15 protein-coding genes are annotated in these 18,977 nt (G+C 70.4%); 13 read left to right on the top strand and 2 right to left on the bottom strand.

Annotated elements, in window-relative coordinates; all coding sequences use genetic code 11:
- Positions 1-200 precede the first annotated feature (200 nt).
- The 9 genes from IRY44_RS25025 (at position 201) to IRY44_RS24985 (ending at position 9,695) form a co-directional block, all read left to right on the top strand.
- Positions 201-2,645 carry a right-handed parallel beta-helix repeat-containing protein gene (locus tag IRY44_RS25025; RefSeq protein ID WP_194802656.1) on the top strand — a complete coding sequence of 815 codons (2,445 nt, stop codon included), beginning with the start codon at positions 201-203 and terminating at the stop codon, positions 2,643-2,645.
- A 479-nt stretch (positions 2,646-3,124) separates the two neighbouring features.
- Positions 3,125-3,937 (top strand): hypothetical protein, encoded by an 813-nt coding sequence (locus tag IRY44_RS25020; protein ID WP_194802655.1) that lies wholly within the window; start codon positions 3,125-3,127, stop codon positions 3,935-3,937.
- A 263-nt stretch (positions 3,938-4,200) separates the two neighbouring features.
- Positions 4,201-5,037, top strand: coding sequence for a hypothetical protein (locus IRY44_RS25015; protein WP_194802654.1), 837 nt, complete (start codon positions 4,201-4,203; stop codon positions 5,035-5,037).
- The gene (locus IRY44_RS25010) at positions 5,034-5,351 is read left to right on the top strand and encodes a hypothetical protein (protein WP_116509040.1); all 318 of its coding nucleotides are present in this window, start codon (positions 5,034-5,036) and stop codon (positions 5,349-5,351) included. Before IRY44_RS25015 ends, IRY44_RS25010 begins: the two co-directional genes overlap by 4 nt.
- Positions 5,352-5,610: 259 nt before the next feature.
- Complete coding sequence (locus IRY44_RS25005) at positions 5,611-6,762, top strand: FAD-dependent monooxygenase (protein WP_194802653.1); 1,152 nt, start codon at positions 5,611-5,613, stop codon at positions 6,760-6,762.
- A gap of 32 nt (positions 6,763-6,794) precedes the next feature.
- Complete coding sequence (locus tag IRY44_RS25000) at positions 6,795-7,145, top strand: Lsr2 family protein (RefSeq protein ID WP_194802652.1); 351 nt, start codon at positions 6,795-6,797, stop codon at positions 7,143-7,145.
- Positions 7,146-7,322: 177 nt separating this feature from the next.
- Entirely contained in the window at positions 7,323-8,318 is a 996-nt protein-coding gene (locus IRY44_RS24995; RefSeq protein ID WP_194802651.1) for a MarR family transcriptional regulator, read from the top strand.
- A gap of 95 nt (positions 8,319-8,413) precedes the next feature.
- Positions 8,414-9,061, top strand: a complete 648-nt coding sequence (locus tag IRY44_RS24990) for a GGDEF domain-containing protein (RefSeq protein ID WP_194802650.1) — start codon at positions 8,414-8,416, stop codon at positions 9,059-9,061.
- Positions 8,988-9,695: an immunity 21 family protein gene (locus tag IRY44_RS24985; RefSeq protein ID WP_228532748.1), complete on the top strand. Its 708-nt coding sequence runs from the start codon at positions 8,988-8,990 to the stop codon at positions 9,693-9,695. The genes IRY44_RS24990 and IRY44_RS24985 overlap by 74 nt, the downstream gene beginning before the upstream one ends.
- Before the next feature lie 198 nt (positions 9,696-9,893).
- Here the strand turns inward: IRY44_RS24985 and IRY44_RS24980 are convergent, their stop codons facing one another.
- Positions 9,894-13,991 carry a hypothetical protein gene (locus IRY44_RS24980; protein ID WP_194802648.1) on the bottom strand — a complete coding sequence of 1,366 codons (4,098 nt, stop codon included), beginning with the start codon at positions 13,989-13,991 and terminating at the stop codon, positions 9,894-9,896.
- On the bottom strand, positions 13,988-14,425 hold the full coding sequence (locus IRY44_RS24975; protein ID WP_194802647.1) for a hypothetical protein: 438 nt from the start codon (positions 14,423-14,425) through the stop codon (positions 13,988-13,990). The genes IRY44_RS24980 and IRY44_RS24975 overlap by 4 nt, the downstream gene beginning before the upstream one ends.
- A 772-nt stretch (positions 14,426-15,197) precedes the next feature.
- Here IRY44_RS24975 and IRY44_RS24970 point away from each other — a divergent pair.
- The 4 genes from IRY44_RS24970 (at position 15,198) to IRY44_RS24955 (ending at position 18,769) form a co-directional block, all read left to right on the top strand.
- Positions 15,198-16,268, top strand: coding sequence for a M23 family metallopeptidase (locus IRY44_RS24970; protein WP_194802646.1), 1,071 nt, complete (start codon positions 15,198-15,200; stop codon positions 16,266-16,268).
- A 113-nt stretch (positions 16,269-16,381) separates the two neighbouring features.
- Positions 16,382-17,053, top strand: a complete 672-nt coding sequence (locus IRY44_RS24965) for a hypothetical protein (RefSeq protein WP_194802645.1) — start codon at positions 16,382-16,384, stop codon at positions 17,051-17,053.
- Between the two features lie 77 nt (positions 17,054-17,130).
- On the top strand, positions 17,131-18,228 hold the full coding sequence (locus IRY44_RS24960) for a DUF4314 domain-containing protein (protein WP_194802644.1): 1,098 nt from the start codon (positions 17,131-17,133) through the stop codon (positions 18,226-18,228).
- A gap of 58 nt (positions 18,229-18,286) precedes the next feature.
- Positions 18,287-18,769 (top strand): hypothetical protein, encoded by a 483-nt coding sequence (locus IRY44_RS24955; RefSeq protein ID WP_194802643.1) that lies wholly within the window; start codon positions 18,287-18,289, stop codon positions 18,767-18,769.
- The last annotated feature ends 208 nt before the right edge of the window (positions 18,770-18,977 follow it).

The raw sequence follows: 18,977 nt of genomic DNA, 5'->3' as shown, positions 1-18,977 counted from the left end.
CAAGCCGGTCGCCAAGCCGACCATCACGTGTCCGCCCGGGTCTCTACCGGCTGCGGGGCATCGGCCCCCAGCGAACAGGACGTCGCCCAGCGAGGCGGCCGGTGTCATGAGAGATCTATGCTTCCGGCGTGTCTACCGCCCTACATGGCGGTGGCTAGACGCGGGGGAAGACGATGGTGATGGGGGTACCGACACTTGTCGTGTCGCTGACCCGGCCGAACGCGTACCGCGGAATCGCCCTGGCGGTAGCGGCTGCCCCCCACGGCGCACTGATCGTGGTGGAGCCGGGCCGTTACGACGGGCAGGTCGCAGTGCACGCGAAGGACGTCACTATTCGTGCGGCTGCGCCCGGCGCAGTCACAGTAGAGAACCGGGACGCCGCACCTGCGTTCTACTGCGAGGGTGCGAGAGTCACGCTGCAGGGTCTCGTTCTGCGGACATGGAACTCCGATGCGCCAGCGACTGTCTCGGTGGTCGCTGGAACTCTGACCTTGGATTCGTGCACCGTCACCGGGCAGGCGGTCAACGCTGTGATCAGCGAGCGGGGTGCGGCGCACCTGCGCAACTGCCATTTCCATGGGATGCGCCGCGGCGTGGCCCTCATCGACTCCGGCGGACTCGTCGAACACTGCCGGTTGTGGGACTTCGACGAGTACGCCGTGCTGTCCAAACGCGATAGCCAACCGGTCGTGCGGCACTGCCATGTCCAGAATGTCGCTCAGGGCTTCGAGGCGTTCGAGGGCGGACGCGGCACGGTAGAAGACAGCCACTTCATCGGCGTACGGCAAACAGCCGTGGTGGCGAGTGGCCGTTCCCGCCCGACGGTACGCCGGTGCCGGATCTCGGGCGGCCGGGGCAGCGGGCTGCAGTTCAGCGGCTCGGCTGGTGGAGTGGTCGAGGACTGCGAGCTGACGGACCTGGAAGGTTGCGGCGTCGAGGTTTCCGGCGGCGCCGAGCCAGACGTCCGCCGTTGTCGCATTGAACGGGTTGACCGCAATGGGATCTACGTCAACGGCGCGCAGGGCACGTTCTCCGATTGCAGCGTCACCTCCAGCCGTCTACCCGCTGTCGCCGCGGTCAACGGAGCAACACCAGAGATCAACGGTGCAGTGCTGCGGGATGCACGGGACGACGCACTGCTGATCCAGGCCGCGTCCGGCCGGTACACAAACGTCCAGATTGAGAACCCGGCCCGGTACGGCGTGCGGGTGCAGGGCGGTGGGCCGACCTTCACCGACCTGACGGTCAGCGGTGGTGAGGGTGGGATCGTGCTCGATGGCGCCGCTGATGCGGACGTCCGCATCGAGGGCGCCACTGTTCGGGGTGCGTCACAAAGCGGGATAGCCGCTGGGGGCTCCGGCCGGCTCACCGGGACGACGGTGCGGGTAGAGGGCGCGCCAGCGGGCGTGGTCGGGGCCGAGAAGATCTCGATCAGCCTCACCGACGCGACGGTTTCCGGCGGCGTGGTCGGTGTGGTCGGGGCGGGGCAGGCCAGCGTGCGGCTCGACCGCTGCACGGTCACCGGCACGACTGGTTCAGCGGTGGTGCTGCGGGATCAGTCCCGGCTGGACATGCGGGCAGGAGTGGTGCGCGACTGCGGCGGGGACGGCGTCCAGGTGGATTCCGACGCTCCGGTACTGATCGACGGGTGCGAGTTCGTCAGCATCGCCGGCGAACTGGTGCGGGGCGCTGACCGACCGCTCGTGTCGGTACGCGCTTCCCACCCGCACGAGAAGTCGCACGAGCCGCCTGGTTCGGCGGCCGACATCGGCCGTGACGGGGATCCGGATCACGCTGACGGCGGTCGCTCGGCCGATGCTGACGCCGCTACCAGCGTCAATGCGGCGCTGGCGGAACTGGACGCCATGATCGGACTGGCCGCGGTCAAGCGCGAGGTACGAATGCTGGTCAACCTGATCCGGGTCAATGAGCAGCGGCGGCGTGCCGACCTGCCGGTACCGCCACTGAGTCGGCATCTCGTCTTCACCGGTCCGCCGGGTACCGGGAAGACGACCGTCGCGCGCATCTACGGGCGGCTGCTCGCCCAGCTCGGCATACTGTCGAAAGGGCAGGTCGTCGAGGTGGCCCGGGTCGACCTGGTGGGTGAATACCTGGGCAGCACCGCCCTGAAAACCTCCGCGGTGTTCGAGCGTGCGCTCGGCGGCGTGCTCTTCGTGGACGAGGCCTACACGCTGGCCCGCCAGTTCGGCACCGGCTCAGACCTCGGCTTGGAGGCAATCGACACCCTGGTCAAACTGATCGAGGACTACCGGGACCAGGTCGTGGTGATCGTCGCCGGGTACGCCGCCGAGATGGACGGGTTCCTGGCCACCAACCCCGGCCTTGCTTCACGATTTACCAAGACCATCGAGTTCGTCGACTACACCCCCGACGAACTGGTCGCCATCGTCTGCGGGCTGGCCGGCCAGCACGGGTACGACCTGGCGGAGGCGACCAGCGCAGCCCTGCTGGAGCGGCTCACCGAGGCCGTCCACGAACCGGACTTCGGCAATGGGCGCGGCGCACGGAAGCTGTTCGGCGCCATGATCGAACGGCAAGCTGAGCGGCTCGCCGACATACCGGCACCGACATCCGAGCAACTCCGGCTGCTGTTGCCAGGAGACATCCCGCCTGCGGGCAGTTGAGAGCTCCGCACCCGACGGGAGTCGTGAAGCGTGCAGCTTCGGCTGACCACGCGCGCAGGGCGGTGGTAAGGCCGGCGAAGTCTCACAATCTCGCCGGCAACCGGTCGCAGAATCGGGCAAGCGTCTGACGGTCCAGGTCAACCGCACTGCCGACGATCATGGCGGTGGCCGGCGCTGACAGACTCGGCCGCTACCGTCATCGACACCACCTTCACCCACACATCGCTGCACCCGGTCCGGTCCCACCTCGGGAACCACCGCCGCACCCACGGTGCGCTCCGCCCACCCGCCTTCACGGCCGGTCGGCGCCCGCGCCACGCGGCGACCCCGAAGTCGCACCGCACCACTCGCACCCCCGCTCCACCAGCAGCCACTCCGCTGCACCCAACCCCTGTTCGTCCCGAACCGACCCATGTACCCGGTGGGCCGGCCGCTTCCGCGCGCCCAACAGCCCATCCCAACCGGAGGAGGAACCCCGGATGACCGCAACCAACGGTGCCGCGACTCCGCTGAGCCGCTACGGCACCCGCGTGCCGTCGGTGACGCCCCGCCCGGGCCGCAAGCCCGCTTCCGCAGCCAACACCGCCAGCACGACGGCGCCCACCCGCCCGGTGGTCACGCCGACCCCGACGATCAAGACCATGATCGTCTGCCTGCCCGACGGCCTGCCGTCGCAGGCGCTGACCGTCACCCAGCTCGCCCGGCACTTCGGCGTGTCCGGCACCCTGCAGCCCCGATTCTGGGCCATCCCGGGCATGTGGCTGTGGCAGCGGCGTGACCTGGTCGCATCGCGGAAGGGACGTCCGGTGTACTGCGCTGGCGGGCCGGTCAAGCTGCTCGACCTCGCCGCCATGCGGCACGCCGCCGGCGTCGGCGCTGGCATTCGACACGAGGTTTGGCAGCGGGTCGTGCATGGCACCCGGCCGGCCACCCCGTGGCCGACCCTGCTGGCCCGCCATCTGGCGGATCCCGCCCGTTACCCGCGCGAGCGGGCCGAGGCGGACTTCCACCACCAGGCCCGCGTCAACGCGATGCGGATGCACAACGCGGCCAGCTACGGCGCCGGCCACCTCTCCCTGGGGGAGCTGGAGATGTTCCAGGCAGGCCCGATGGCCTACCAGCACTACAGCGCCACCACCGCCGTGTGCGGCGACGCTCTGCTCACGGCGGACGGGCACAAACTCGCACCCGCAAGCGATGCCCTCACCCACCGGGTGACCTACCTCGAGCAGGCGATGCGGTACCTCGACACCGTCGAGACCGACCAGCGGCTGCTCGCCGTCGCCCTGTAGTACCACCGCACCGGAACCGGTCGGGCACCACGGCCCATCCCCTACGGTCGGCGCCAGCCCTGACCGGCTCCACCCCCGTTGCACCCCGCGCCGAGGGCCGGCGCTCTGCAGCCGCCTCTCTCAGCTTGCCCGGGCCGCAGCAGCGGCGGATCCGGTGCCGGCCCCGTGCGCACCACCTGGCGCCCCGGGTCGGGGCGCCCCGCAAGCCCGGCCAGCGAAGTGGCCAGCCGTTCCCTCTTCCACCCTCAGGAGGTTTCCTCGCCATGTCCGAGCGACTGTGGTTCCGCGTCGACGACGTCCTGCCGCTCGCCGAACACGCCGCCGCCACCTGCGCGCACCGCCGGATCCGGCAGCAGTATCGGGCCGGCGTCCCGGACCAGGCCGCGCTCATCTGGTCCCACGACGCCGACGGTGACTGGTTGTCCTCCAACGGCGTCCCCCGCTGGTACGACACCGACGGCGCCGACCACCGCGTCCGCGCCGAAACCTGGACCCACACCGCCACCGGCGCCACCGGCAACCCGATCCCTACCGACGACGGACACGGATTCCTGCCCCTGCACACCGAACACGTCGACGGCCGCCGAGACCTGCTCGACCTGCTCCGCTGCGCCCGCCGCCACGAGATGCGCTGGTTCGGGCTGCACCCGGACCCGGCGAGCGACGTCCGCTACCGCATCGTCCGCAGCCGCGGCGACATCACCCCGCCGCTTGCCACCTGGGCCCCGGCGACGGTGACCTGCGACGTGGTCGGCGGCGGCTCCTACCGCGCCATGGTCGCCACCGGCTACACCACCCTCTCCCGCGCCGGGGTGCTGTGCCGCTTCCCCCGGTTCGCGGTGCAGCGCATGGCCGCCCACCTCGACGCCCTCCACCCCGGTGACATGCCCGGCGAGCATCCCCGGCTGCGGTTCGACGGCGACGAGGTCACCGTCGAGTGGGAGGACGACGACGGCCTGGACAGCCGCTGGGTCGAGCACGACCGGGTCGTCCCGGACGCCAACCGCTGCTACGCCATCGGCGCCTACCAGTGGCCCTGGAACCGTGTCGCGTCCGAGGCGACGACCCGCGCCACCGACCCAGAGGGCCGGTCGCGGTGATCGTTGACGAGGTGTTCCACCAGCGCGGCCACGGCACCTACGAGCTGACCCGGGTGCACCACATCGACGGGTACGTCCTGCGGGTTCGGGTCTGCCGCGATAGCTACGCCACGCAGAGCACGGCGGTCGCTGAGGTCCTCACCCCGCTGTTCACCTGGACGATCATCGCGAGCAGCCCCGGTAGTGGCTGGCACCGCACAACCCCAGCCACGCCCCCGGACGCGACACCGCTGATCACGGTCGCCGACGAGGTACTGCAGCGGGCCCGGCGGATCCTTCCCGTGCCGCCTCCGTTCACCACGCCCGGCCGCTAACCCGCCGAGACCACACCTTCCCGCGCCGCCCTGCCGGCCCGGTCGCACCTCGCGCACCAGCGGACGCCGTCCGGCACCGCGCCTTCCGAACCTCCATCCGCCCGCCGCATCAAGGCGGCCGACCTGGGTCCGCGGTCCACCGTCGCTGACCCGCCTTCTCACTGGCACCACCTGGCCGATGCCCGGCCACCCGCGCACTCGCGCACACCCGGGCACGGCCGTGCCCGGGTTTCCCGCCCTCCAGAAGGGAACCCCTCTCATGAGATCCGCCACCAGGCCGTCCTCCGGCCGCCAGCCCAGCATCGCCGTCATTGGCGGCAGTATCACCGGCCCGGTCACCGCGCTGCTGTTGCTGCACGCCGGATTCGACGACGTCACCGTCTTCGAGGCCGCGCCGGCGTCCGCGCCGCTGGGCGGCGGCCTCATCGGCCTGGAACACCCCGCCCTCGACGTGCTCGACCGCCTCGACATCGGCCAGCACGAGTTCGTGGCCCACGACTCCGAGGCCATCGTTCAAATGACCGTCCGCGACCGCCAGCCGGCCGAGACGATCCGGCGTACCTATCCGGGGCGGAACACCACCTGGACGCTGCTGCACCAGGCGCTGATCCGCCGCCTGCCCGCCGGTGTCCTGCACACCGGTATGACGGTCACCGCCCTGGCCGAGCAGGCCGGTCGGCCGGTGCTGCGGTTCCGCGACGGCCACACCGCGGCCGCCGACCTGGTCGTGTTCGCCGACGGCCGGTCCTCCACCGGCCGCCGGCTGCTGGATCCCGAGCGGGCTCTGCGGTACGCGGGCTACGTCGCCCACCGCGGCGTCGCCGACATCGCCCCCGAGCCCGGCCTGCGGGATTTCCTGCGGTTGCAGCCCTGCCCGGGCGTGCAGTTCAACCTCGCCCCGGTAGCCGGAGGATGCGACTGGACCTTCTACCTCAACTGCACCCGCACCGAGTACGCGCAGCGGTTCGGCGCCGACCCCACCCGCCGGGTCTTCGCCCTGCCCCGGCACGTCAGCCCCGCCGCCCGCGCCCACGTCGACACCCACGCCGACCTGCTCCTCCCGGCCGACCATGCCGCCGTCGTGCACGCCACCACCACCCGGATGGCGGTACCGGTCCTCGACATCACCCCACCGCAGCGCATGGTCTGGCCCGTCGGCGCCGGTCACGCCGTTCTGCTCGGCGACGCCCTCGCCCCCGTGCGCCCGCACACCGCGCGCGGCGCCAACAACGGCATCGAACAAGCTGCCGGCCTCGCTGCCGCCCTCACTCAGCACCGCAAGTACCGAGCTGACCTCACCGCCGCCCTGCGTGGCTGGCAACGCCGACATCTGCCCGCCGCCGTCGCCGCTGTGCACCGCGGGCCCGTCATCGGCCACCAGCTCGGCCTCGGCACCCACCAGCCCGCCTAGTAACCCACCCAAGAGGAAAGGAGGTGGCCCTCGTGGCCACCAAGACCACCGCGATCCTCATCGACGACCTCGACGGCTCAACTGACGACGTCGCCACCTACCAGTTCGCCTTCAACGGCGTCACCTACGAGATCGACCTGTCCGGCGGCAACTTCGACCGGATGGCCGCGGCGTTCGGCCCGTTCATCACCGCCGGACGGCGCCTGCCGAAACAACCCCGGCCACCACGGCGGCAGGACGACACCGCGACCGGCCGCACCCAGAGCCAGGAGATCCGCACCTGGTGGTGGACCGTCAACTGGCAGGAGCTGAACCTGCCCCAGCCACGAACCGGCGGCGTCATCCCCGCCGCGGTGCGCGACGCCTACCACGCCGCCCACTGACCCCGGTCCCTACCGTGCCGTCCGGCGGGCGATCACCGGGCGGCACACCTGGACGCGCCCCGCAGAGTCCCGCATCCCGGGCAGACGACTTGATCAAAACCCGATCCGAAGCGTGCATCAGTGCACGCCTCACCCAGCGACCCCTGCCGAGGGCAGGAGAAAGGGGGCCACGCGCCCATGACCAGCACCCCCACCAGCACGACCACCGGCACGGCCGCACCAGCGCCACTGGCACCCAGCGTCGAGAAGGTCCTCGCCGCGCTGCACCGGCTCGGCGAGGCCACCGCCGCCGCCATCGCCACCGACGCCGGCCTCGGCTACTCCACCACCACCCCGAAACTGCGCACCCTGCACACCGCGGGGCTGGCCGAGCCCACTCGAAGCGACACCGGACCCACCCTGTGGCGGCTGACCGACGCCGGCCGCGCGCATACCGAACAGGGCGGACACGGTGAGCCCGCAGCGGAGCCCGCTACCCGCGACACCGACACACCCGGTACCTCCGCCGGTCACGGTCCGATCGGCGACGACAGGCAGGGCACTGGGGAGGCTGACGACAAAGACGGCGACGATCGGCCAGCCGTTGAGGCCGCCGGCGGGCAGCCGAACGCCCTCCAGGAATCGGCATCGCCGGCTCCTGGTGATGCCGACGCGGTAGCCGAGGCGGCCGCTGAGGCCGAGGGCACCGAAACCGAGCACGGCGACGACAACGCCCGCTCGACTGCCGAGCTCGAGGTGCCAATCGCGGTCGACAGCATCGGCCAGGCCATCGGAGCGACGTCCGCAGCGAACGATGCGGACGCCGAACCGGCCACACCGGATGGTCTGCCTGCTGGCACGACCACCGACAGCACCACGGGTGAACCCAGCACGGAAGCACCGGCCGCGCCGCCGACCACGCAGACGACGGGCGAGGCGGCACAAACCCCTACCCGGCGGGCGTCGGGCTCCCTGCGCGGCGCGATTCTCGACGTCCTCGAGGCCAACCCCGGCCGGCAGTACAAGGTCAGTGAGCTGTGCAAGCTGGTCGACCGGGCCAACGAGGGAACCGGCGCGAAGAAGGCCAGCGCGGGCGCGGTCCACAACGCCGCCGTGAAACTCGTCGGAACCGGGCGAGCGGTCCTGGTCGCCGAGAAACCCGCCACGTTCGCCCTCGCCGACCCGACCGCCTGAACGACCCCGCCCTGCCGGTAGCCCGGAGGCGGGCGTCGAACTTCCCGGAACCACGCCCGCCCCCGGTGCTCCTTACTACAGAAGGAGCGTCCGAAGTGTCTCCCATCCTGACCTCGATCGTCACCGCCGCCGGTGGAGTCCTCGCCGGTCTCGCCCTCGCCGCAGCGCTGCTGTGGCGCCAGCAGCAGGCGCTGGCCCGCGCCCGCTACGCCGCCGGCCACGACGACACCACCGGCCTACCGAATCGGCGGGCCCTGCTCGCCGCCCTCACCCGCGCCACCCGCGCCGATGCCCCGTTCGGGCTCGTCCTGCTCGACCTCGACGGCTTCAAAGCCGTCAACGACACCTTCGGCCACGAGGCCGGCAACGACGTCCTCACCGAGGTCGGCCGGCGGCTGGCCGCCCTGCGAGGGCCGGTGCGCCTCGCCGCGCGCCTGTCCGGCGACGAGTTCGCCCTGCTGGTCGACGGCGGCCCCGACGACGTTGCCGCCGCAGCCCGCGCCGCCTGGCGGGCGGTCGGCCGCCATTCCGTCGACCTCGGCGCGCACACGCTGACTCTGCGCGCCAGCGTCGGGCATACCAGCGCCGCCCTCGGCGTCAGCCCGCGGGCCCTGCTGCACCAGGCCGACACCGCGATGTATCAGGCCAAACAATCCGGTGCCGGAGTCCATGGCGCCACCGCCATCAACAGCCGCACCGGACCGCCGCCGGGTTCCCGCCCGCGGGACCTGCGTCGCCGCTAACCGCTCACGGACACCGAAGGGGGTCGCCCGCCGACGACGTGCGCGAGGACAGCGTTCTGCCGCGTCTCGGCGGGCACTCGTGGATCGCCCTGCCCTGGCAAGATCACGGCGGGAGGTCGAGTCATTGCAGTACACGTGGGTTTCGTCGGCTGGCGGGCCGCTGCTCGTCGCCCCGCAATCGGCGCTGTCACTGTGGAGCGGCGCTGATAGCACGGATGGTCCCGTGGAGAGCTGGGGGGACTACGGCCGGGCGTGCGCGATCGACGGTTACGTCGGCGTGGTCGCCGTCGGTCAGCGGCAGGCGCTTGTTCTGGGCGATGAGCCGGCAATGACGACGTACCTGTCCTCGGAACGGCTGTTCCTACGGTGGGCACCGGCGTACGAGGAAGACGACCTGGTGAGCGCTGCACGCCGAGCGGTACGTGATGTCGTGGATTGGGACGCATATGAGGATGTCCGCTGGGTGGTGAACGGGCCAGTCGTGCTGTTCGATTCGGCGTGGCCGGGGGCGGAGTTGGAGCCCGACAACCACCTCGTGATCGATCTCTGCCCGGGCGAATACCGGGTCCGTGCGACGTACCGCGCCGATGGTGACACCTGGATGGTCCTCGTTCAGCTTCAACCCGTGTCATGAACTCGCACTACCGGGAGGCAGACGCAGATTTGATCAGGACATCCGGATCTGCCGTCGGCCGGACGCAATGGGTTGCGGGCACCGGGCAGCATCCGCGTTCCCGGCAAAGTGCTCATCCACCCGCCGAGGCCGCACATTGCAAGGAAATGCGTCACTGCCAAGATTGTCGTGAATCATCCGGCGAGCCGTCACACCCGATCAAGGGGACACGTGCTCGTCCAGTGCGGCGCCGATCATTGATCGGAGTCGCGCGGCGTTGTCGTAGACCTGCTGGTGACGCTCACCGAACTTGATGACCGGCGTCCGGAGCGCCGCTTCCTCTGCGAAGTGGTGCACCGCGCGGCACAACGTCACCTGACCGGCGGCGAAGAGGCAGTTCGCCAGATTGGTCAGCAGGTTGCACCAGTTGATGCTGAAGTCCCAGGGAACGGTTCGCCAGTCGAGAAGAAGGGCGATGTTGCCCGTGGTGATCGGCATCAGCTCGCCCGACTGCCGGCGGATCCGGCAGACCGCATGCCACTGGAGGACCACGGCGACGACGTAATCGCCCGTCGCGTGCAGCAGGTTGCCGTAACGACCCACGAGCAGGGCGAACTCGGTCGTGCCCAGCGAGTCCCGGCCGAGGTCCAGGGCAGCCTGGTAGAGCGTTTCCGCCTCGGCGAGGCGGCCCCGTTGGCGGACGACGGCGGCGAGATATCCCAACTGCTCTGCTCGTTCCGCTGTACCAAAATCGCTGCTTTTCTCCATGATCCGGCAGACGAGGGCCCTCGCGGCCTCCGCCTCCTGCAGCTCCGCGCGGTCCCAGTGGCGCTCCGACGCCTCAAGTAGCAGATCAGTGACCGGCCGACCCACGATCAGATAGTCGTCGACGATCTCGGCGAGGTGCTTGAGCGCGGTGAGGACCGGCAGCCCGGTAGGGTCACGGTCGGTGTTGTCGCCTCTGAGGATGCGTTCGAGCAGCTTCGTCGCCGCATTCAAGATGATACGGTCCGAGTCCTCGGGCGAGAAGCACCTCAGCAAGTGGATGGTGCTGTCGCGAGCTTCTCTCGCCCCGAGGACCGCAACGGCCGAGCTGGCCGTCTCGACGGCGCTACCTATGCGGCCCTCGGCGTGGTCGATCGCGGCGCGGATCAGCGTCCGAACACCCTGAGGCAGAGCAGAGCAAACCTCTTCCGGAAGATCACGAAGAGCGTCGAAGTCGCGGATCCTGGCGAGCTGGTCGGCCAGGGCGATCGCGCAAGCCCCGGTATAGTCGATCTCCACGCCGACGCTCCGGGCGCCCAGGCTATCCCGGTATCTGTGTATCGCAGCCTCGCTCGTCACGCCCACCCGGAGGACATTGACGGCTTGATCCGGTGGCAGGAGCCCGACGCGGGCGAGCACGAAGGCCGCAGCGCCGGACAGATGGCAGTCCGCGGTCGCGACCTCGGTCAGGATCTGCGTGGCGGTGTGGGTGTTTTCGTCCTTGACGGCGAGCACACCACGCGCGAATCTCAGAGTGGCGGAGTCGGCGACCCGCGGATCCTTGTCGATCGTCGTCAGGACCGTGCTCAGCTCCTCGCGGCTGGCGCCGACGGCGGCCGTGTAGGTCCAGAACTCGACGAAGTACTGGAGCATCTTCCGGTTGTCGAGGTCCGACGCGAGCTGAGCTCCCTCACGGGCAACCACAGCCAGAGACGCGTAGTTGACGCCCGCGGATAGCATCGTGGTCAACAAATGGTGACGGTTGTGCAGGCGCCGGTCGCGCGACGGCGGACCGAGGGCTTGCTCCTGGATGAAGTACTCGATCGCCAGCGACAGGTTCCCGTTCGCAGCGGCGAGTTCGCCTAGGAGATGAAGCGTCTCACACTGGTTCCACCGCACCATTCCTGGATAGGCCCGGATTAATGATGCGACGGTGCGCGTCGCCTCGTCGATCCGGTTCAGCTTGATCAACGCGAAAGCTTCGAGAATGCGGGCACCGTGGGCGTCGCCCCCGGGCTCGGCCGACAGACGCTCGCGCGCTTGGTTGAGGGCCTCCTCATGCCGGCCCTCATGGAAGAGCTTGTGCGCCTGCCCCGCCGAGGAGTCGTCGATGTCGACCTGGGAGTCGTTCGTTCCGGTGATGCGCGTGATTCGGGTGTATTCCGCGTCCGTCTCCGGCGACAACGGCGCCCAGCCGGGCAGCCCGGCGTGCAGGCGGGTGCACAGGAGATGGACGGTCTGGCGGTCGGAGCCGTTCAAGGCGTGGTCGATCCACACGATGGAGGCCACGTCGACAGTTCCCGCCTGCCGCGCCGCCACCGCCGCCGAAAGCCGGGCGAGTACGGCCGCGCAGCGCCGCTCTGTGAGGGGAATCTCGGTGGCGGCCGTCTCGGGTGTTGCGGTGCCCCCCCATATGACCAGAGCCAGTGCCGCTTGCCGCGGCTCGACTAGACGGCGGATCGCGAGCTGGTCCCAAGGTCTCAACGCTGCGTGGCGGATCGACGCATCGACGGCGGCACCGTCCGAATACCGTCTCGGATGTGCCTCGTCTATGGCCTCTAGGAAAGCCTGGTCGCCCAGGAAGAGGTCCGGCACGGGAATCTCGTCGGTTGCTTCGCCGAGCCGGAAGAGCGGGAGGCCCAGGGTGACAACGCCGGAGGTCGTGAGGCTGTCGAAGACGAACGCGTCGTCTCGCGCTTCCGGCGGCAGCGCCCCGTCGATCGCAGCCCGGGCCAGCACGGCAAGTCGCCGACCGGCGTCCCCTCGCCCGCCGGTATCCGGGTTGTCCGGTCCCCACGACAGCACATGCAGCAGCGCGGATGCCGCATCGTGGCGGTTGTGCCTGGCCAGGGCGTCGAGACTGATCAGGTCCCGGGGGGCGGCGAAGCCCAACAGGTGGTACAGGAGGGAGGATCCCGCGAACCGGGTGCTGATGTGTGCGACGGCTTCCGCATGCGTGATGCCCAAGAAGCGCAAGGTCTCGGGCTCCGGGCCGTCGCCTACCGCCCCGAACACCTTTCGGAGCAGCCCGGTCAGCTGGTCGACATCATCGGGCGCCATGTCGCAGATCTCGTGCGCCGCCGCCTCGTATGCCCGCCCGGGCCCGGTCCAGGCGCGATCCTCGACAAAGGATGCCAGGGCGCTGACCGACTGATCCGACCCCATTAGTGGGAGGTAGTCGAGTACCGGTGACGATGTGCGCGCGTCCTCGGCCGGCTCGGGGAGGACGAGCCCCACGTCGGCCGAGGCTCGAAGCCAGAGCACCGGCTGGGCAAGCAGGCGCGCCGCCTGGTCCCATCGCTCGTGCTCCTTCGAGTCGGGAAAAAGCGCCGCGATCGCCGCCTTACCGAGCATGGCGCAGGCCCGGGCGAAGGAGTCACCCAAGGAGACCCCGCAGCCGAACAGGCCGTAGAAGTGGGCGAAGAAAAGGGTGGCAGCAGGGCGCGCAAGCGGCTCCCGCGCGGCAATCGCGAAGCGCCGGCCTTCGGCGACAGCCTGGGCCGGCATGGAGAACTCCGAGGCGGAGCGCTGCTGGGCGCCGAAGCAGGCATTGGTTATAACGGCGTCGTACGAGGCCGATGCCGCCAGGTGGAGCAGATAGGTGTCGGGAACGACCACTGCCCTATCGTCGGCATCCTTAACCGCCAAACCGAACTGGTGGTCGACTGGAATCTCACCGTCGCCGATCTTCATGCTCGAGATGCCGTGGCCATCCAGATGGAGGATACGCAGGCCCGGACCGTCCGGCGGTGATATCGCGCGGTCGAGCTCGCCGACGTGGAAATCGGTCCGAGCGGTAACGATGGACAGCCGACCACCCGGCTGCAGCACGCTCGCGAGTACCGGCCCCAGCACCGAGTAGCGCGGCGCATCGCCGTCGAGCGGCCGAGCGCCGACCCAGGTCAGCGATGCCGCCGTGAGCATTGGAGCCGGCGACGCACCGCCAGGGGCAGAGGGCGTCCTGGCGACGGTGACGGCACGGGGCTGCCACCTCCGTCCCGGCAGCGGAAGGCGCAGGGCCTCCCACACCCACTGATGGACCTGAGGTTTCCCGCACACCAGGACGACGGCGTCGTCGGCGAGTGTTACGTGGTCGAACCCGCTGGCCCGGGCGATCGTCGCCAGGAGGACCTGGGCATATCGCTGGCCGGCCTCGGCCAGGCCGGCCGTCGTGTTGGAGCCGAGCCCGTGCAGAAAGCCGGACTCGTTCAGCAGGAGGCGAGGAATCGTAGCCGTTCCACGTCGGCGGCCGCCGTCGTCCGTCACGGCCTCGACGTCGATGTCGGCGGCGGCCGACCCGCCGAGAATCGTGACTCTCGTTAGCGTGGTCACGCGGGCGGACGGTCGTTCCGCAGCGTGATGACGACGTCGACGACCTCGCCTCGCACGGTCACAGAGACGCTGGGCGTGGTCGTGGGGGCGGCGGCGACGTCGATCACGGCGTCGCCCGCGGCCGGGACTTCCGATGTCGGCGTGGGCGCTGGGCTCGCCGGAACCTCCTGCCGCCGCGTCCTGACCCGGCGAACAAGAGCATGCACGGTCGCGGTGAGCAGTTCCGTGCTGACACCGGTCACGGCGGCCACCATGAACGCCTGCATGAGCTCGAGGGCGTCGAAGTGTCCGGGCGCCTTTCGTGCGTCGCTGATCGGCACGAGGACCTCCGAGAGGGCGGGGTCCGCACTCAGCGCTTCCGCCAGTTCGTGGCCGAGCTTGTCGTCGTGGCTCCGCACGCTGATATTGACGATGGCACCGGTCGACACCTGCACAACAAACCCTCCATGACTCCAGCCTTGGCCGCCTGTGAGTCTACGAAGGATCGGCAACGTCGGCGGAGCGGCGGCAGAGCGGGTGGCGGTCCGCGCAAGACGTCCGGGCCGCCACCCGGGCACGGATTAGGCGAAGATCAGGGTGCTCGGGTAATGCACGCCGCGTCGGAAGCACCACGACCACGGGCTTGCCTTCGTTCCGCGACGCCGACGTCAGCCAAGGCTTCTGGCGCGCTCTCGCACACACGGCATCCGCAAACGGAGTCTGACCCAAGCGCTATCCGTCCGGGTAGCCAGGGCGCGGCGCATCGAGGCGGAGAACCGGCGCATCGTCGCCGAAACGCGGCGAGCCGGTGGCTGGCCCGCCGGTGCTCATGGGCATCACCAAGGCGTCGCTGGCGACGGACTCGTAGCTGTCGCTGGTCTCGTTTCAGGAGACGACCTGGGTGCTGGGGGTCGGCCGTCTCGTCGCAGACACGTACGCAACAGGCATGGCCAGCACGAACGGAGTACAAGCATCTTCGCCTACGGATAAGTCCGCGGCCATTGGCGACGCCTCATCTACCGTGGCGGCCGCCCGTACCGGATCGGGATCAACGCCCAATCAAAGGCGCCGACAGGGCGCCCCTGCTGCACGGCGAAAAGGTTGCAGTCCTCGCCCGCTGAACACCCCCGGCCGAAGGCCGCGCGTCGCCGCTCCACAGGCTCGCGGCCCTCACCGTCCCCGCGTCCCGCCGGCCCGCTGCCTGCCCTGCCTTGAAGGAGTCCAGTCATGACCACCCGCCCGCTGTCCGGGATCGCCCTCGCGGTCACCAGCGCCCTGCTGCTGTGCTCCGGGCTGACCACGACCCTGATCTTCGATGGCGGCGGGGTGGGCGCGTGCGGGCCGACCAGCGTCACGCCCACCACCTCATCGGCCGCCCAGGGCCCTGCCCTGGGCCGGATCGGTCCGATCGGGGACTGGAACGCCAAGCAGGTCGGCAACGCCGCCACCATCACCACCCTAGGCATGCGCCTCGGCGTCCCGCCCCGCGGCTGGGTCATCGCCGTGGCCACCGCGATGCAGGAATCCTCCCTGATCAACACTGCGGGTGGAGACCGCGATTCCGTCGGCCTGTTCCAACAGCGGCCCTCCCAGGGCTGGGGCACCCCGGAGCAACTGCACGACCCGCGGTACGCGACGACGAAGTTCTACCAGAGGTTGCAGTCCGTCGACGGCTGGCAGGCGATGCCACTGACCGAGGCGGCCCAACGGGTGCAGCGGTCGGCCTACCCGGACGCCTACGCCAGGTGGGAGCCCGACGCCGCCAGGATCGTCGCCGCCCTGTCCGGGCTAAACGCCGGCTTGATCGCCTGTCAGGTGGGGGTTAGCGGGCAGGGCTGGACTGTGCCGGTGCACGGGGATGTCGGCTCCGGTTTCCGCACCTCGGGCCGTCCCGGGCACGACGGCGTCGACCTGATCGTGGGCAAGGGCACCCCGATCCACGCCGCGTCCGCCGGCACCGTCTCCGTCGTGCGGTGCAACGCCGTCGATGTGCGCACTGGCCGGGACTGGGGCTGTGACCGCGACGGCGATCCCGCTCTGACCCGCGGCTGCGGCTGGTACGTCGACATCACCCACGCCGGTGGGGTGATCACCCGCTACTGCCACCTGCTCACCCGCCCTTCCGTCGCCGAGGGTCAACGGGTCGCTGCCGGGGACGTCATCGGCGTCGCCGGCAGCTCGGGCCACTCGTCTGGACCGCACCTGCACTTCGAGGTGCACCTCGGTGATCACACCTCCGGCACGGCCGTCGACCCGGTCGCCTTCATGGCGTCCGTCGGCGCGCCCCTGAATCAGTAGTCCCGATCGCGGATGCCGGCGACGGCTCCGTGATCCACCCCCAGCCCGGCGGGTCGATTCGTGCGGGGACGACCGCCGCGACCCCATCCACATTCCTTGAGGAGGACAAGGCCGTGAGCACACCCACGCTCATCGGTGTCGCCGCGTTCCGCGGCAGCTACACCGCCCGCTTGGTCCAGTTCGGCGAGAGTCCGGAGGTTCTGGTGCCGCTGTTGCGCCGGATCTGGACCGACACGTTCGGCCGTGACACCGGCGCTATGGCCGCCGCGCTGCTGGCCCACGACTGGTGGTCCCTCGCCGTCAACCCCAAGCCCAGGCGCTGGGACCGGCAGCCGCCCGTGCCCGGACTGGGCTACCCGGTCGTCACCGAGGACGCCACCGTTCGGCGGGGCGCGCTGCGCGAGGACGTCGGCGGGGCCCTGGAGTGGCTGTATCTGCTGCACCTCGACCAGCGGCGGCTGGTGGTGTACGAGGCGACGATCCACGGCCGTTGGCTGCGGCACAGCGCGCATCACCTCGACCCGGTCGAGGACCTGTTCGTCACCGCGCCCGCCGACGACGGGGGCGGTCCGGAGATGACGGTGTGCACCGTCTGCGGCGCGGTCGACGAGATCGATCACGTCGAGGTGCCGTCCATGGCCGGCTACGGCTACGACACCGTCACCAGTTGCGCCCGCTGCGGTTCCTCGGTCGCCAGCGACCCGATGTTCGGCGATCGCGTCACCCGTAAGCCCTGGCCACCGCAGAACCCCACGGCAGGCGACACGGCGGGCGAGACCCGATGAGCACCGACCGCCCGCCGTCAGCGGCCACCGGCGACGGCGGCCCTTCCACCGGCCCCGTCGGCCGATCGGGAACTGCCATGCCTAGCTACGAGGCCGGGCAGCGTGTCGCCCTGGTCCACACCGACGACCCGTACACCCTGCTGCGGCCCGGCGACACCGGCACTGTCCGCCGCCACGACCAGCGACAGAACCTCGTGGAGGTCACCTGGGACAGCGGCTCGACGCTGGCGATGTGCCTCGACGCCGGCGATCGCATCGCACCGGCCACCACCACCCCGCCTCGCACTGGCGGGGTGGTCGGCGAGGCCACCGGATGGGCCGCCGCGCTGCAACGGATGCGCGCCGCCGGCGCCGAGGCCGGACGCACCGCCGCCGAGTGGTGGGCGCAGGACACCATCGGTACCCGGGTCGGCGGTGACAGCCGCCTGGCCGCGCGCCGGATCCTGGTTGGCATCGACGACGGCGATCCTGCCGTCCTCGACGCTCTGCCCCGCTTCTCCTCGGTCGGAGAGCCGGTCGACGTCGCCGGGTGGGAGCTGTTCGCTGACGCCACCGGCGACAGCGCGGGCTGGTTCGGGCTGCGCATCCCGCAGCGCGACGAGGCGATGGCCGTCTACCGCGACGCCTACGACACCGCCGTCACCGACCGCGTCGCGGAACTGTGTCATCTCGCGGCCAGCCCCACCGGCACGGATGTGTCCCACCTGCACCCCGACCGGGTCCGGATCGGCGGTGTCGGTGTGTTCGCCGGCGACTGGGCGCGCACCACCGGCCCCGACGGCGACGACCGGGTCGAGGTCGGGTTCGTCGGCACCCTGATCGATTACTGGAACGGGTGGGCGGTGTTCTCCTGCACCCGCGACGTGGCCGAGGCGATCGTCGCCGACCAGCAGCGCCACCGCGACCGGTACCGCGACAGGCTGCGCGAGCAGGGCGTGCCGGCCGACGACCTGGACCGGCAGGTCGACGAAGCGCTGGCCGGTCTGTCCTTCGACGGCGACGTCCTCGTCGCCGACCAGCGGGCCCTGTCCGGCGACCCGGACGCCATCGACCGCATCACCGCGGACGGGGACGGCCGGTACGTGGTGATGGGCCGCAGCTGGTGCTGGGAGGCCGTCGATCCGTACGTCTGCGACCGGATCGTCGGCGACCTGCCCGACACCGACAACGCATAGGCCGGCAATGCCCACCGATGCCCTACCTCGACGGGTGGGGCCGACAGGAAGGGAACAAGTGACCATCCGCACCCAAGAAGAGATCGTCACCCGGGTCTGGGCTCTGCGCGCCAACCGCGGGGACATCTTCGGCTTCCGGGAGGAGGTCCTCGTGGAGGCACTCGACCTGGACCACGCCCGCCAGGTCATCGCCCCTCGACACCCGGGCGAGTGGACCCGGCGGGTCGACCACGAGACCCATGCCCGGGACTACCTGCGATTCGCTATCGGGAAGATCCTCGACCACCGCGGCAACTCGGCGAGCCGGTCGGCGGACAAGCTCAGTGAACTCGCCTGGCTCCTCGGCCGCGACGACGTCGTGGCGGCGATGGAGCACGCCGGCTACCCGATGTACGGGGCGCCCAAGGTCAAGGCGTTCGCCGACGGGCTCGGCTGGCGGTTCCTCGATGACCTCGACGGGGGCGACGGGCTGGCTCTGGCTCGGATGGCGGAGGGACAGCAGTGCGACCCGCAGGGCTGCGAACGGGGCTGCGCCGACTGACCACGACCGCGCCGCCAGCATCGCTGTCGGCCCTCACGGTGCACGCGTAGTCAGCCGGCGCTCCCGCAATCCCGCACCCGCGCACCCATTCGACTTGATCGATTGGGCTGGTGGGGGTTCCATCGTCGGCGCCGACACCGCCCGCGCGGCCTCGACACCGACCAGCACGTATCAGCGGCGATCTGACGTGTCGCCGTCACCCTTCAGC

This window comes from Micromonospora sp. ANENR4 (assembly GCF_015354395.1).
GTDB lineage: Bacteria > Actinomycetota > Actinomycetes > Mycobacteriales > Micromonosporaceae > Micromonospora > Micromonospora aurantiaca.
This window is presented reverse-complemented; position numbering and strand designations above follow the sequence as displayed.

Bases quoted from the DNA above. Each gene is read 5' to 3' on its own strand.
- IRY44_RS25020 (WP_194802655.1), top strand. From the start codon at position 3,125: ATGACCGCAACCAACGGTGCCGCGACTCCGCTGAGCCGCTACGGCACC.
- IRY44_RS25015 (WP_194802654.1), top strand. From the start codon at position 4,201: ATGTCCGAGCGACTGTGGTTCCGCGTCGACGACGTCCTGCCGCTCGCC.
- IRY44_RS25005 (WP_194802653.1), top strand. From the start codon at position 5,611: ATGAGATCCGCCACCAGGCCGTCCTCCGGCCGCCAGCCCAGCATCGCC.
- IRY44_RS24995 (WP_194802651.1), top strand. From the start codon at position 7,323: ATGACCAGCACCCCCACCAGCACGACCACCGGCACGGCCGCACCAGCG.
- IRY44_RS24985 (WP_228532748.1), top strand. From the start codon at position 8,988: ATGGCGCCACCGCCATCAACAGCCGCACCGGACCGCCGCCGGGTTCCC.
- IRY44_RS24970 (WP_194802646.1), top strand. From the start codon at position 15,198: ATGACCACCCGCCCGCTGTCCGGGATCGCCCTCGCGGTCACCAGCGCC.
- IRY44_RS24960 (WP_194802644.1), top strand. From the start codon at position 17,131: ATGCCTAGCTACGAGGCCGGGCAGCGTGTCGCCCTGGTCCACACCGAC.